This is a genomic window from Acetobacterium paludosum (genome assembly GCF_008086595.1).
GTDB classification, from domain to species: domain Bacteria; phylum Bacillota; class Clostridia; order Eubacteriales; family Eubacteriaceae; genus Acetobacterium; species Acetobacterium paludosum.
In genome coordinates, this window is the sequence record NZ_RXYA01000003.1 from 82,266 (window position 1) to 98,013 (window position 15,748).

Sequence of the window (15,748 nt, forward strand, 5' to 3'; positions counted from 1 at the left end):
ATCGTGGATCGTGTGGCTTATGTTGTAAAAGAGCCTTCGATGATAAGATAATTTTGGTGTCATAAGCCAATCCTAAAAAACATAGCGGCGATCCCAATGGACATCAATTTTATCACATACAGCACTGAAAAATAAAGAAGCTGTTGCAATTAAAAAATTGCAGCAGCTTCTTTTATCAAAGCAATTGCCGTTTTGCGTATTTATAAAAATAGGACTTGTTTTTCATCAGTTCCTCGTAGGAGCCTTCTTCAACAATATTTCCTTTTTCAAGAACCAAAATCCGGTCACAATCCAGAATCGTGCTGAGGCGGTGAGCAATGACAAGGCGGGTCGCATCCAGATTTTTCATACTTTCCGAAACAATCTTCTGGGATCGGTTATCCAGAGCGCTGGTAGCTTCATCAAAAAAGATGATGGCTGGAGTGGCCGCAATAGCTCTGGCAATTAAAAGTTTTTGCCGCTGCCCCCCTGACAGGGTACCTGCGCCTTCGGCCACCATGGTTTTAAGACCCATGGGCATTTCCCTGATTTCCTCATCCATCCCCACCTTTTTAAGCAATTCCCAGACATCGTCTTCAGTTAATTCCTTCTTTGAACCAGCAATGTTGGACAGAATATCCCCTGGAATCAGCTGGCTGTCCTGTAGCACGACCCCCATCTGTTTTCTGATTTCCCGGATATCCACACTTTCCAAATCGTAACCCCCACAGTAAATATTGCCGTTTGTTGGTTTTTCAAAACCGAGAAGCAGCCGTAAAAGTGTTGATTTACCACTCCCCGACGCCCCTATAACGGCTACATATTCACCATGCCGGACCGTAATGGAAACATTGTCCAGTATGGTCGGTCCGCCTTCATAATAGCAAAATCGCAAGTGCGTGATTTCGATATCTCCCAAGATTTTTCCCGGGGTGGTTTTAAACGAATCCACTTCCGGGACACCATCGATAATGGGCTTTGTATTCTCATATTGCGGAATCACACTGTTTACGGCAATCAGGGCCTGAACAAGGCCTAATAGAGATGAAATAAAAACAACAAATGCCGAATTGATGGCGACAAAATCCCCAGGTGAAATGCTGTTAATACTCACATAATAATAGATGACACACATGCACAAGGTCGGTAGCGCAATGGTTGACAAACGCAGCAGTGCCGTAAGTTTTCCTCTTTTATACTCAACTTCCCGCTGCGCCGCATAGTCATTGACCCATTTTAAATAGGCCCGACTTTCGGCACCGGCCACCCGCAGTCGGGAAACTGAGGTAATCAATTCCAAAACCATTCCTGAAATATCGTTAGTCATTTTAATCGACTTTCGCTGACATTTCATCTGCATTTTTCCAATAATCAACGTGAGGAAAACGCTGAGAGCAGTTAAACCCATTGCGATAAATCCAATCGTCGCATTAATCGAAAAAATATAAAATCCATTAACAATCGAAAATCCCGTTGTAATGATCATCGTGATCACATTGACCGATAGTATCTTTTGAATGGTTGCAAATCCGGTTGCCCGAAGTGCCAGAGCTCCTGATGAATACTGCTTGAAAAAAGAAGCCGGCAGGGACAGCAGTTTATCAAGCAGAGAATTCTGCAGAATTGACAGCTTACCCTGAATTCTCAGAATACACAAACTTTGAACCATTGTAAACAAGCCCCGACTGACTGCAACAGCGACCAGTATAAAACCCACGACCAAAATGGTAATGGACTGATTTTGGGGAATCCAGACGTTAAAGGCCTGTTGCATGGCGATTGAAGGCAGCAGAGATAAAAGCGCAGCCGCCACCGCTAAAACAATCATCCCGATAAAATCTCTTCTTTGAATCAGCTTCGCTCCCAATTTCACCATTTCCCTAAAGGATACGGGTTCTTTAGGCAGCGGCGGATAAAAAACATAAGCATCTGAAAGCTCCAAACTTCCATCAACCTCTTTCGCCTCACCCTCGTAAGTCTTGCATTTATAACGGGTTGGCGAGGACGGTATCAGCGCTACTGCCACTCCTTCTTTGGTGAATGCCAAAATGGGTCCGTTGTCCTTTTTGTACCAGTCATCTTTCAGTTCCACTAGCCGATAGCGAAAACCAGATTCTTCGGCAATCAATTTGAACTGGTTCTCACCGCTGTACAGCTTTCTGAGCGGCGGAATCTTCACCGCGATTCCCATGGCTTCAGCAACTTTAACAACAGCGGAAATCAGGGGATTGTCTTCCAGTGTGACAGATGGCGTTTTTTTCGGGGATAATACTTTGTCAAATGCTTTTTTGGCACTTTTTTCGTATTTTTCCTTTAACTGTCTCATTTCTTCTAATTTCTTTGCCATGGTCTATCCCTCGGTTCTAATGAGATTTGCATACTCACCGCCCAGTGTCAGCAGTTCGTCATGGGTTCCTCTTTCCGCCACTTCTCCGCCGCTTAAAACAATGATTTCATCACAATCGCGAATCGTTGACAATCGATGTGCCACCAGAATGGTGCTGATTCCTCTTTTATTAATATTCTCACTAACCTGGGCTTCCGTTGCTGTATCCAGGGCGCTGGTGGCTTCATCCATAATCAATATCCGCGGATTTTTGCACAATGCCCGGGCAATCTCAAGCCGCTGCCGCTGCCCGCCGCTCAAGTTTTTCCCCCCTTCGCTTAAAACATATTCAAAGGCATTGGGCAGTGCCAGAATATCTTCATAAATACAGGCATCTTTTGTGGCCTGTATCACATCCGCTACTGGAATGGTTTCATCCCACATGGTGATATTATCCAAAACCGTCGCCGAATACATCACGATTTCCTGATCTACGGAACTCATGGTGTTATATCTCAGCTCTGCGGGAATATCTTTTATGTTAATGCCATCAATGAGTATTTCCCCGCTCCACGGTTGATAGAGAGTAGTAATGGTTTTTGCAATCGTTGATTTTCCGCTGCCGGATGACCCCACTAAAGCAATAGAGCCCCCTGCTTTTAGTTTTAAATTTAGGTCTTTGATGATGGGTTTTGATAAACGGTTATAACCAAAAGTCATATTTATTAGCTCAATCTCCCCATCCAGCTGATCGCAGTCAAAGCCGTCCAGAGAAATCTTTTCCGTTTCCAGCGCAATATCTTCCGGATATTTTTCAACATCATCTAGCCGTTGAATGTCAGCGATCATCCCCTGTAACGCGGCGCTGGTGCTGACCAGTTCACTCATCGGCTGAGTAAATCCTGCCATCAGGGTGTTAAATGCGACAAATGTACCGATGGTCATGGTTCCCATTAAAACAAATTCACCCCCAAACATAAATATCAAAGCTGTCAGGATGCTTGTCAGCAGGGTTGGCAGTACCGAGATAATGGCTTCCATCCCCCCCATGCGCTGTTCCACCGCCAGGGTTTCGGCGCTGAGTCCGGCAATCCGCGTGAAGAAATTGTCTTCCTCGCCAATCGATTTAATCGTTTCAATTGATTTCAGATTCACCATGATCCAGCCAATGGATTTTCCCTGATACTGGAGCAGTACCCGGTTGTTGTCCGCATTTTTTTTAGCCGTATACTGGAGCAGCACGATATTAACGGCAGTAATGATGATACCGATTAAAGTTAACGGAACATTATATTGAAATAAAAGGATTAAATATAGCCCCGCGGTGACTAGATTAACCAGTATCCGTGCTAAATTGCTGGATAAAGCTGTTGCAATCGTATTGATGCTCTGCATTCGGCTGTTGATATCACCGGATTGCCGCTGGTTAAAAAACTCCACCGGAAGTCTCAGCACATGACGCAGATAGTCTCCGGCACTGTTGATGGCGATATAGTTTTCCATTCGCGCCAAAGCATTTTCTTTTAACCAGTTGAGAATCGCCTGGAGGATCACCGTATACAATAAAATACCAAGAAAAATCGAAATATCAAACTGCTCCGAGTTGCTTAAATAATAGTCCACAAATATTTTCGCATAATTTGCAATCACCAACCCCGGAATAACCAATAAAACCCCAATAATTAAAACATAGATCAATGGCGAAACACCGCTTTGCGAAAGCCTTTTAAACAGTGCTTTCGATACAACCGGTTTTTCTCCAGCCTTAGTGAATTCTTCGCCCGGACGTGATTCGATGACCACCCCCGTAAACATTTTTTCCAGTTCTTCCTGGGAAACCACCCGCTTTCCTGAGGCCGGGTCGCATAAATAGACCTTATCGTTTTTAAATCCTTCCAAAACAACAAAGTGGCTGTAGTCCCAGTGAATAATCAATGGCATTTCCATATCCTTTAATTTATCCACCGTACATACAAATCCCTGGGCCTCTAAGCCATAAAGCCGGGCCGTTCTGGCAATGTTTCCGGCTTTTACACCGTCTCTGGAAACACCACAATCAATACGCAGCGTTTCCAACGTTTCATATCTACCATAATAGGCTAAAATCATGGAAAGAGATGCCACCCCGCATTCGACAGCCTCCATTTGCAGTACTACCGGCACTTTCGCTACTTTAGGCAGTTTTTGTTTCTCATCCCGACTTTTCTTGTGTTCTTGATTCGTCATGAGTCCTTTCCGCCTTTCTAGGAGATAATCAAATTAATCAGATAATATTTATCTGTGAAAATGGTGGTTTGACAGGATGTTCCTATTTTTATTTGTCCATTAAAACCATTGTTGTCTTTTGTCCATATATAAGTTCCTTTATCATCAACCTTCGGATCGATAATAATTTTCATTTGAAGAGGATTCTGAACATCTTCAGTCACCTTGTTAATTTGAACATTTCGAACAACCCCTTTTAAATATCCATATTCGGCAGTAGGCGCTGTTTCAAGTGCGATATAAACCGCATCTCCCGACTGAATGGTCTGAGCCGCTTCATAAGTGGAATAGGCAATAATGACCGATGGGGTGTTTTCACCTTCTGTTTTTTCAATCTGGCAGAAAGCCGCGTTTTTTTGCAGCGTTTCGCCTTCCTGATAGTTAAGTTCTTCAACAACGCCACTTTCCGTTGCATAAATCATGGTTTGACGTTTGACTTTGCTTTTTTCTTCGTCCGTCAACCCAATCCCTGTGGAAAATTCAGATCCCAGACTCTCCATTGTAACCACACCCAGCAAATCCCCTTTATTGACATAATCGCCTTCGGAAACAGTAATTTCTGTCAAAACGCCTTCATTTTGACCCACTACTTCAACCGCACCTTCTCCATAGGCTATTGTTGCAGCCATGGTTGTTGTGATTTTTATGGGTACGGTGACTGAAAAAATAACCACGCCGATTAAAAAAATCAGAATTCCCAATAAAATGAGCAAATTTTTAGGACCGATAACCGTCATTAATGCCGCCTGCTCATTTTTCTTTGTGCTTTTATCTTCTTTTTTTTGAAAGATGGATTTACTCACTGCTTTGTCCTCCCACAGTCGGCTTGTTGTTTTTCACCAATTGATTTCCGACATAGGTCTTTTGGAATACCGGAATACTACTGACAAGCCGTTTATCGAAGCTTACGGTACCATAAAGAGTATCAAAACTGTTATCTGCCAAAACTTTTTTTATCTCTTCCACATCAAGACTTTGGGCCTTATTGGCGACATCTGCCGCTAGATGCAAAGCAAAATAGGCCTGGGCTGCCGGTAAATCAGGGTCTGTCCCAAAAGCACTTTTGTAAGCCTTTATGAAATCAGCCTGAGGACCTGCTTGAGCGTTATTGTCGAAATAACTGGTCACCTGAATCAGTTTTTTCATGTTTTGGGGAATCGTAACGGGTTGAATTTCAATATCATAACTGAGATAAATCGGTCGGGTATTTCCGGTTTTATCCAAATCATCAAAAAGGGTTGTAATGTCATCCCCAACACAGGCAGACACAATGGCCTGTGCCCCGAGGCTATCCCATTTTTTTACATAATATCTGAAATAATCAAGATTTGGCAGATAGGAAACGGCATCCACAATTTCAATTCCTGCCGCCGTGGCATATTCTTCGAAACTCTGCATATAATCTTTTCCATAGGTATTGCCGGGACTATGAACAAACACTACCTTGCTGATCCCCTGGACCACCAAACTCTGAACCATCTCGTTGGCCATGGAATTTTCTGAAGGAGCACAAAGATAGGCCCCCTCATTTCCCGAAAGATTTATTTTCGAAGTGGCGATTATGGGTGAAAAAAGGATCTTATTATTCCGCTGATAAATACTGGCCACTTTCAGCACATCATCAGTGCTTCGATGACCGATCACAATGGGAAAGTCATCATTTCCCGCCACCATTGTGGCCACTTCAACAGCCGTATTAGTGTTATCTCCGTCATTAACATAATTTACTTCAATATTTCTATTCAGGATACCTCCCTGTTCATTGATTTCAATGGCTGCCAGCTTCAGGCCGTTGGCAAATGTCGCCCCGTAATCTTCAGAAAATGGATAAATGGCATCCACTGACAGGGTCCCGGTGTCCGACGTTTTACCGGTACAGCCGCAGCAGATCATCCCACATATTAGCATAGCTGATAGTATCATTAGATATTTTTTCATAACGCTCTCCTAAATAAACTCAGAAAATAGAATCAGATAATGGTCACTCATTTTCGTCAACAACTTATTCATGTTCTCGGAAGACAGCTTCAGTTTGTCTGACAGCTCTTTTACTGAAAGTCTTCCCGCATACTTTAGCATGTCTAGCTCGATCTGATTCATAGCCTTTATATCCAGCATTGAAAAAGCGGGGATTTTTTGAATGATCCAGTTGTCTTTTTCTGCTTTACTTAATTCATACCATTCTTTTAAAAGGCCATCATATTCAATGAGTTTTGAATAGTAACGAAACATCACTATATTTTTAGCATAGATATATTTAAAGTATCCTCCTGCAATGCCATATTTCAGAGCCAGTTGAAAGTCCTGCTTGATTCGTTCTTTTGGAATAAGCCCTTTTTCAAACTGTTCCTTCATTCTTTGGGAAATTTTTGTAATAAAACGGGAACGACCCATGCAGACTTCTGGCAACGAAAGTCCCCATGTATGATTTACCGGAAAATCCTCAAAGGATGTGATATAGTCACGGTCTTCCAGCACAATCTGAAAATCTTCGGGATGATTATAAATTTTGGTTCCCGGCAGCGGCATGATAAAGGTGGTGGATAAATCCAGGAGTCCCGGTGCCAAACTCAAAAGTTTCAAAACTGCTTTTGTTGTCTCTCTAAGGGTTTCTTCTGTCTCCAAAGCTCCGCCAATGATATAATTTCCGGTTAACTGGGGCAGTCCTTCTTCATAACAGATTTCCACCACTTTTTTGATATCCTCCGGTTTTGCTTGTTTGCCATAGGCCTTCAGCACTTCTTCCACTCCCGATTCCATGCCGATCTGCATGCGAACCATGCCTGAGTCGATCATCTCCCGGATCAGTCCCGGATGCTTCACCAGAAATCCGGGATGCCCTTCGCAAAACCATACAAAATCATGTTTTTTTCGAAGCTCTCTTAATCCAGCCAGGAGTAACTTCAACCTATCCGGATCTGTCGTCAGAGTATCATCAGTAAAAAACAGATACCGTGGCCTGTGACTGTTTGACAAGCGTTGTTCGATTTCTTCTAACACATCCTCGACGGGACGCATTCTCAATTTTTTTGAATTGCCCCCTTCAAAACAGAAAGCGCAGCGGTAGGGACAGCCTCTGGCTGTAATCACCGATAGCAGCGGCCTTTCCCGATAATCCAAGACATCCTCATGACAAGGCAATTGGTACGTTGAAAAATCATTTATCTGAACATAATCGGCATTTTCACCCGTTCTTATTTCTCCCGGAACCGCCGTTTCGCTACCTGTGATTTTTCCGGTTAGCCACTCGATCAGGGTTTCTTCGCCTTCTCCTTTTATGATGGCATCCGCCTGGTAAACATCCAAATCTGTTGCTGTCATATGGCGGGTATGAGGGCCTCCCAGAACAACATAAAAGTCATAGCGGCTCTTCAGGTATTTAATCATCGACGCCACCGCCGATTGATTGTCAAAATCACAGTAAAAACAGACTGCAAAGAGATTATCTTTCATTTTTTCAATGGTTTTCACCGTGTCGGTGGTAATCCCGGTATAGGCGTTCGCATCAAAACCATGGGCATTCAGTTGGGCCGCCAGGGTTAAAATCCCCAGATTTTCAATCATTTCAAAGGTCCGACCTCTGACCATTCGCTGGGTATAGATGAGCAAAACTTTGGGTTTTTCTTTTATGGTTGCCGATATAAAATCCACTTATTTCCCTCCATTTTATTTAGGGATCGCTCTGCTTCCGCATAGAAATTAAGATTCTGCTCCTGAGGATCGAGATTCTTTCTGCCCTGCTGAAGCACTTCTTTTTTTGAAAGCTTTCCGTTGCACAGCTTCAAGAGCGTATAGTCTGTTTCATCCAAAGTCTTGTCAAAAATTTTTGGTTTTTCTCCGCTGACATCCGTGTACAGCCATAATTCAAAAGTTCGATGAATAATCGCCTCTTGTTCAGCTTTTCCCAATTGATCATTTAAAACATACTCATCCGAAGCGCGCATTTTCCAGTAGGCATCATCAATGGGAATATTTTTATAGACATAATCATTCCAGCGGGTAAAAACCCCGTATTCCCGACCCAATCGGTAGGAATCCAGAATCACTGCTTCCGGAATTTTTCCGTCAAAATAAATTTTGCGCATTTCATTCTGGAGGCGCTTATTAGCCTGCAACCGAATATTTGTCAGATCAGTAAAATCCAGCTCTGCTGTTCTGGAAAGCGGAATATCTTCGTTGCAGCAATCAATCAGATCTTCATAAATTTCCATGCCAAATTTCTCCGGGTTAAGGGTAATCGGCGTTTTGGGATAGGGTAGAAATGAAAAATAAGCGGTTTCGAATTGCCCCGGGGCATCGTAGAGAAGTTCCATAATCAAGTCTTCAGATTCTTGAATGGTTTCCCGGGTTTCATGGGGACCGCCGATAATAATATTACCGGAAATGCCATGAATACCCGATTCAACGCAATGATTAATCACATTCACTGCCATTTTTCGGGTGATTTTTTTGTTGTAACTTTTTAAGACCTGATCACTTCCGGATTCCAGACCAAAAAAGATCTTCTTTAGACCGGCATCCGCCAGATTCTTCGCCATATCGCGATGCTTGTCGATGGTTGAAATATGAGCGCTGGCAAACCACACAAAGTCATAGTCTGCTCTGATTTTTTTTATTTCATCGCAAATCTGATTCACCCGTTTATTATCTAAGGTAAAGGTATCATCCAGAAAATTAATGTAGTTAATAGCCGGATTACGCTCAAAATTCCCCCGAATTTCCTTCATCAATGAAGGAACCGAGTGACGACGCACCCGCTTGGCATTGGCCCCTTCATAACAGAAGGTACACCCAAAGGGACAGCCCCGTCCGGTTAAGATGGGCAGCAGTCCGTAATATTTATAGTCGTTGGTCAGGGTGATATCCGGCCAGGGAATATCGTCCAGGTCTTCTGGCGGCTTTCTAGGCTCGGTTTCCACCAATTTTCCTTCTTCATCCCGAAAAATAATCCCCCGGATGTCTTTCAGCGCTCCTTTTTGCGCGATAAAAAAATCCATTAATTCCAGAATGGTTTCTTCACCCTCGCCAATACAAGCGGCTTCGATGGATGCTTCTTTTAAAAATCCGGCATCCATCCCCGCCGTCTGAGGCCCTCCCGCCAATAAAGAAACTTCTGGAAAAAGCTTCTTCACTTCTTTAGCAAAAATTGTCACCCAGTGAATGTTGTTGAAGTCGCAGTAAAAGCCAATGATTTTGGGTTTGTCTTCTTTTTCCATCAATTCTTTGACGTAATTCATGGCTTCTTTGGCATAGCCCTGAAACATCTGGACCTCATAGCCTTTATTCGTTAATAATTGGGTCAATATATTCATTCCCAGGTTGCTCCCGGGAATATAACCGCTGACATAGCGATGTGATTTGATCAATAATAGTTCCATCTTCCACCTATCCCCCTTGAACTGCCGACTGCAACTTTCTCAGTCAGTACTTCGAAGGGGAAAATCCCCTTCTTTTTTATGACATTCTTGTTGTTTGGGTTGCTGTAAATGCGTAATCTACACCTACAATACTTAAACCGCCGGCAGCCTGATCCAATTGATCATCACTAATTGGTTGTTTTTCTTTTGCTTCTTTAAAAGCAGCCTTAAATTCGTCTGCTTTTACGGTGTAACCCAATTTTGCAACAATCGCATCAAATTCTGCTTCTGTTTTAGCATCATTAATTTGTTTTGCCAAGGCCTCATCTGTTAATACTTTTGCGGCTAATGCTCTTGCACCATCAATACTCATATTATTCCTCCTTTCCAAAGTATTTTGGCTAAATCGTAAAATGAGTCAGCCAATATTTAAAATTAAATTGATATAAAATATCAACAAATTTTCCATGAAATTCCATCTCATTTTTATAGGCGGTTCCAAACTTTGAATAAAGTTCGGTTTTAATGTCTCCCAGGCTTCTTTTTCCGGCACAGCGTAAAATCAGCTCATACTCCAAAGGCGAAAGAGCCATGCCATCTAATATGGGAAACCCCTGGGTGAATGTCATCGTGCGCCATAATTCAAAAGTTCTTTGGGGATAATCTCTGAAGAAATCCAGTGATTCTTCAAAAGCTTGTCCTTCATTTAAATAAAGCACATAGTAGTATTCATAGGTTCTTGGATTGGCGTAAATTTCCTCAAACCATCGGCTTCTGATTCCATAGGTCAGCGCGGCTTTAAACTGTTTCATCACTACTGCTTCTTCTAGCTCATGGTTTTTTATTTTTTTTTGCATACTTTGTCTGATGACCTTATTTAATTCCTGTCGGTCTTTCATCACCTGGTCCTGACTTCGCTCTCTCTGGGTCACAAAAGGGTAGTCATCACCGCAAAGGCAGCCCTCTTCATCATGTAGCTGTAAATTGAATTTTTCAGGATTTTCAAGTATCTGTGTTCCCGGATAGGCTCTTAAAAATCCGGTGATGATGTCAATCACACCCGGGGCCTGATTCGTCAGCGTTTCGATAAGTTTTGCAGTGGATCCGACTTTCTCTTCAGGTCCTCCCACAATAAAGTTGGTGGCAATCTGGGTGAGACCAGTATCTGCAGCATAAGTAACAAATTCAATGATGTCCGAAACCTTTACATGCTTATTATATTGATCAATGACCCTCTGATCCCCGGACTCAATCCCAATTTGAAGACGGATGAGTCCAGCCTCGATCATGGTTGGGAGGATATCCATCCAATCTTTTATTCGACCCACATGGCATTCACAATACCAGACAACATCACGTTTTTTTCTGATTTCCTTCATGCCTTCGCAGAATTCTTCAATTCGCTGTCGGTTAATGGTAAAGGTATCATCCATGATAATAATATAGTTTAAATCGGGATTGTTTTTTAAATTAAGTCGGATTTCTTCCAGCACCAACGGCATGCTTCTGAGCCGAACTTTCTGTTTTCCGGGACTGGGAGCACAGTAGGCGCATTGATAGGGACAGCCTCGGCCGGTAAAAATCAACTTGCCGTAGGCATGATTTTTATGGAGGGAACAATGATAGGCCGGTAACGGCAGACTATCCAGATCTTCAATGATTTCAGGCGGCTCTGTTTCAACAAAAATGTCATCTTTGATCGTGGCCAATCCTTTGATACTGCTTAAATCACCCTGGAGCTTTAAAATAGCATCTAAAAGTTTAGGCAACGATACTTCAACTTCACCTCTTAAAATATAGTCCACGTTACTTTTTTCCAAAAAATCTTTTTTTAGCCCAATACTTTGGGGACCTCCAACAATGATGGGAATGTTCCACTTATCTTTTATCTTTTTTGCCAGTTCGGCAATCAATTGAACATTGTCAAAGTCACAGGAAAAGCCCACTGTATCTGGCTCGTTTTTTTCCATCTCATCCATTAGTTTTTCAGGGTCACCATGAAAAACCAGTGGTTCAAATCCTTCTCTTTCCAGAACCCCGGCCAAATAAAACAACCCAACATAATCATGAGCGTTTGTTTCGTATTTTTTTGATACATTACAAAGGAGTATCTTCATTTTCTTACCCATTTTCTAAAACGGAACAACAAGAAGCCAATATTTTTTATCAAAAACTTTCAACGTTTCAATTAGTCGTTCCATAAATTCATCAAAATTTTCTCCAAATGGTTTTCCAAATCGGTCATAGAATATTTCAGCAACGGTTTTAATGGTACTTTTGCCGGTACAGTATTTCATCACTTCATATTCAAACGGAGAGAGTGCTTCTCCCCACAAAACCGGGTAGCCCTCGGAAAAATCAACATCCCGCCACATTTCAATCATCCGTTGCGGCCGCCAATTGGGCAATTCCACCGGGTTCACATCGACAATCCGACTGGCGGATTCTCTGGCTAACATGGTATAGTAGGCCGTCAGGGTTGGCTTATGATGCGAAATGATATTAATCCAGTATTTGGGGCCTCTGGCTCCCATGGCTTTTTTATAGCATCTTAAAATATCCTCATGCTTTAAGTCCCCGTCGTTAAGCATGACTTTTACTTCATCCACAAAACTTTGCAGATATTCCTGATACGCTCCCATAATTTCCCGGCGATCCATCGTTTCACTGTCCATAATCGGATAATCAGAAATACTGCCTAAACCCTGTTCATCATAGATGGTTAACCCATATTTTTCAGGATGCAGACCAATATCGGTCATGGGATAGGGCATCACAATACTGGGGGCAATTTCCATCATCCCCGGGCCCAGCCGCAGCAGCTTGGCACCAAAAGCCTTATTTTTCTCAATGTGTTCACGGTTTTCAAAAGGGCCGCCAACCAGCAGGGCTCCAAAAACCTGTTGAACCCCGGCATCATAGGCTGCTTTAACAACCGTTTCGACCATTTCTGGAGATATATTTTTTCGGTATATCTTCAGCATGTCCTTATCCACTGACTCAATGCCGATTTGAAGACGGTTGAGACCAGCATCGACCATGACTTCTAACACTTCCGGCCGTCTGCTTAAAGATACTACATCGGCTTCACAATAGAACTGAAAGGGTTTAATCGCTTGAAGGGCCTTTGCCTCCCGGCAGAAATCATCCAGCCATTTGGGATTGGTGACCAGCGTGTCATCACAAAAGTTAAAATAATTGAGTTCCGGGTATTTAAGCAGAAAATGACGCATTTCGGCAATGACGTTTGCCACGCTCCGCTGACGCATGGGCCGTTTCAAGGCTCCTTCATGGCAGAAAACGCAGTGGTACGGGCATCCCCGGCTGCTCATCAGATAAAGACTGGAGTAATCGATGGGAGTCATGCTTTTATCATAGGCCGGAAATGGCAGATCATCGAGGTTCTCAATAACCGGGCCTTCCCCCCGGTCGATGCATTCGTTTTTCTCATTGATATAGAAAATTCCAGGAATGTCATCCAGGTTTTTGTTTTCTTTCAAGGCATCCAGAACCCGGACCATCGCCAGTTCCCCCTCGCCCCGAACGATGGCGCATGCCTTTGACTGTCTGAGATAATCTTCATTCAGAGAAATAGCTTCAGGGCCGCCGACAAGCACGGGAATGTTAAAGGTTTCGGTAATGGTCGCACTTACCTTTTTAGCCACATGTTTGTTTTCAAAATCAACCGAAAAACCAATCCCACAGACTTCCTCCCGATTAAATTTTTTCAGAAAATCGATGGTCTGATCCGGCCGGCATTCGCATACCGTGGCATCATACCCTTTTGAATCAAGATAGCTTGCCAATCCATAGATCCCCAGGAAAGCTCCATTTCTGCTGAAGCCGGCAATTTCCATCCCGATGGTTGATAATTTAAAAAGGATGACCTTGTTTTTCACTTTACTTTCCACTGTTTTCTCCTGTTTCACCCATTCTTTATCTTCGTCTTTGGCTTTTAGAGATCCTGATAACACACACATGCCCACGGATTCCAGTTTTTTGATGGTCTCCAGGAGATAGCATTTAAATTCATGAAGGTCTCCAAAATTCTGTTCATGTTTTTTAAAGAGTAGTTCTGCCATTTCATTAATGGTTAGCTTGCCTGAGGTATAGGTTAGCACCTCAAATTCAAACGGCGAATAGACAAATCCGTTTAAAATCGGAATTTCTTCCGCCAGCTCTGGTGTCAGGGAAAGCAGCGCGATCCGCTGGGGATGGGTCTCAAAAACTGTTTCCGTGTCATAGTCTTTAATGAGCTTATCGCCCCGAATCCGGGCCTTATACTGGGCATCGAAATAGGGATATCGGGAATAAACCAGTCCCTGCCACATCCCACTGAGGCTGTATTTTTCACTGAGTGCATAGCTCTCCAGAATCACCTCATCCGGAATCTCACCATCCCTGAGCATTTTTTGCATGAGCTTAATATTCTCTTCAAAAAACTCATTTCTGGCGGCACAGATTTCCTCGATACTCAGGGTTTCGGTTTCAATCACCGGGAAATCACCCACTGATGTCAGCGCCGCCTCATCTTTCACAAAAATCCCAAAAGCCTCAGGATTTTTAGACATGGCGGTTTCCGGGAAAGGCATATAAAAGGTGCTGACCACCTCCACCATCCCCCGACCGGCTCTGATCATTTCATTGACTGTGTTGAATGTATAATCCAGGGTTTCCCGGGTCTCCAGAGCTCCTCCGATGATGATATTACCAACCAGCTGGGGCAGCCCCGCTTTCTTACAGATCTCAACGACTTCGAAAAGACCTTCCCGTTTGATCTTTTTGTTGTAAATATCGATGATATGCTGATTGCAGCTTTCAATACCGATTTGCATCCGGACCAGGCCGGCCTCGACCATCATTTTCACAATTTCCGGATATTTAATAACAATATTCACATGGGCATCGGCAAACCAGACAAAATCGTGTTCTTTTCGCAGCTCTTTGAGTTGTTCACAAAAATCTTTGACCCGTTCCTTATCCAGGGTGAAGGTATCATCTCCGAAAAAGATGTATTTCACATTGGGATTCTGGGCCAAACGACAGCGGATTTCTTTCATCACATTTTCCACACTGCGGCGCCTGACATTTTTACTGTTCGCACCCTCATAACAAAAAGAGCAGTGGAAAGGACACCCTCGTCCTGACATGACTGCCATATGATTAATTCCCTGATGCTGGGAGGATTTAATTTTACCGGTAATAATCGGTAGTTCGTCTAAATTCTCGATAGCCGGATAAATACCATTGTCATAATAGGTTCCGTCTTTTCTGAATGAACACATTCCTGGAATCTTTTCCCAATTTTCTTCATCTTCGTTTTCAATGTTTCTGATGATCTCGTAGAGAGAATACTCCCCTTCTCCTCTGGCAATGCCGTCTGCCCGACTGGTTCTTAAAAAGCCTTCACCTAAGCCAACTGTCTGGGGGCCGCCGATAAAAACATAGGCGCCATATCGCTTTTTAATCTCCTGTGAAAAGCTTTCAATTGCCGACTGATTCTCATAATCGCAATACAAAGCCACTACTGTATTTACATCACAACCATCAGTTTTGAGAAATTCCAGGCCTTTTAACAGTTCTCCAGAAAATACGGCAACTTCAATACCTTTGCTGGCCATCATTTCAGCTAATGACATATGGCCAATGGGCTCAATTTGAGTGATTGAATGGGTTCGCGTTCCTCTATGAATAAGCATCAGCTTCAGATTAATCGTTTTCAATATTTGCCTCCCAATTGTATTTTTTGTTTTCAGTACTCCCTATATCGATATAATTTTTTTAAATTTTCATTTTAATATTTTTTTCATTTTATTCTATT

Annotated in this window: 9 protein-coding genes; all 9 read right to left on the reverse strand. The window is 42.9% G+C overall.

The annotated features are described in order from the left end of the window. Positions 1-175 precede the first annotated feature (175 nt). The 9 genes from FZC41_RS04000 to FZC41_RS04040 all read right to left on the reverse strand — a co-directional run bounded on the left by FZC41_RS04000 (position 176) and on the right by FZC41_RS04040 (position 15,650). Positions 176-2,326: an NHLP bacteriocin export ABC transporter permease/ATPase subunit gene (locus tag FZC41_RS04000; protein ID WP_148566109.1), complete on the reverse strand. Its 2,151-nt coding sequence runs from the start codon at positions 2,324-2,326 to the stop codon at positions 176-178. Positions 2,327-2,329: 3 nt separating this feature from the next. Further along, positions 2,330-4,531, reverse strand: a complete 2,202-nt coding sequence (locus FZC41_RS04005; protein ID WP_148566110.1) for an NHLP family bacteriocin export ABC transporter peptidase/permease/ATPase subunit — start codon at positions 4,529-4,531, stop codon at positions 2,330-2,332. 17 nt (positions 4,532-4,548) lie between these two features. Beyond that, on the reverse strand, positions 4,549-5,373 hold the full coding sequence (locus FZC41_RS04010; protein ID WP_148566111.1) for an HlyD family efflux transporter periplasmic adaptor subunit: 825 nt from the start codon (positions 5,371-5,373) through the stop codon (positions 4,549-4,551). Next, complete coding sequence (locus tag FZC41_RS04015; protein WP_148566112.1) at positions 5,366-6,508, reverse strand: ABC transporter substrate-binding protein; 1,143 nt, start codon at positions 6,506-6,508, stop codon at positions 5,366-5,368. Before FZC41_RS04015 ends, FZC41_RS04010 begins: the two co-directional genes overlap by 8 nt. A 9-nt stretch (positions 6,509-6,517) precedes the next feature. Next, a complete protein-coding gene (locus FZC41_RS04020; protein WP_148566113.1) occupies positions 6,518-8,221 on the reverse strand; it encodes a B12-binding domain-containing radical SAM protein in 1,704 nt (567 codons plus the stop codon). Further along, entirely contained in the window at positions 8,197-9,948 is a 1,752-nt protein-coding gene (locus FZC41_RS04025) for a B12-binding domain-containing radical SAM protein (protein WP_148566114.1), read from the reverse strand. Before FZC41_RS04025 ends, FZC41_RS04020 begins: the two co-directional genes overlap by 25 nt. A gap of 76 nt (positions 9,949-10,024) precedes the next feature. Next, positions 10,025-10,300 carry a Nif11-like leader peptide family natural product precursor gene (locus FZC41_RS04030; RefSeq protein WP_148566115.1) on the reverse strand — a complete coding sequence of 92 codons (276 nt, stop codon included), beginning with the start codon at positions 10,298-10,300 and terminating at the stop codon, positions 10,025-10,027. A 28-nt stretch (positions 10,301-10,328) separates the two neighbouring features. Then, positions 10,329-12,044 carry a B12-binding domain-containing radical SAM protein gene (locus tag FZC41_RS04035; RefSeq protein ID WP_186855158.1) on the reverse strand — a complete coding sequence of 572 codons (1,716 nt, stop codon included), beginning with the start codon at positions 12,042-12,044 and terminating at the stop codon, positions 10,329-10,331. A gap of 15 nt (positions 12,045-12,059) precedes the next feature. Further along, entirely contained in the window at positions 12,060-15,650 is a 3,591-nt protein-coding gene (locus FZC41_RS04040; protein WP_148566117.1) for a B12-binding domain-containing radical SAM protein, read from the reverse strand. Positions 15,651-15,748 lie beyond the last annotated feature (98 nt).

Coding starts and splice junctions, on each gene's coding strand:
- FZC41_RS04000 (WP_148566109.1), bottom strand. CDS start 2,326: ATGGCAAAGAAATTAGAAGAAATGAGACAGTTAAAGGAAAAATACGAA.
- FZC41_RS04035 (WP_186855158.1), bottom strand. CDS start 12,044: ATGAAGATACTCCTTTGTAATGTATCAAAAAAATACGAAACAAACGCT.
- FZC41_RS04030 (WP_148566115.1), bottom strand. CDS start 10,300: ATGAGTATTGATGGTGCAAGAGCATTAGCCGCAAAAGTATTAACAGAT.
- FZC41_RS04015 (WP_148566112.1), bottom strand. CDS start 6,508: ATGAAAAAATATCTAATGATACTATCAGCTATGCTAATATGTGGGATG.
- FZC41_RS04025 (WP_148566114.1), bottom strand. CDS start 9,948: ATGGAACTATTATTGATCAAATCACATCGCTATGTCAGCGGTTATATT.
- FZC41_RS04005 (WP_148566110.1), bottom strand. CDS start 4,531: ATGACGAATCAAGAACACAAGAAAAGTCGGGATGAGAAACAAAAACTG.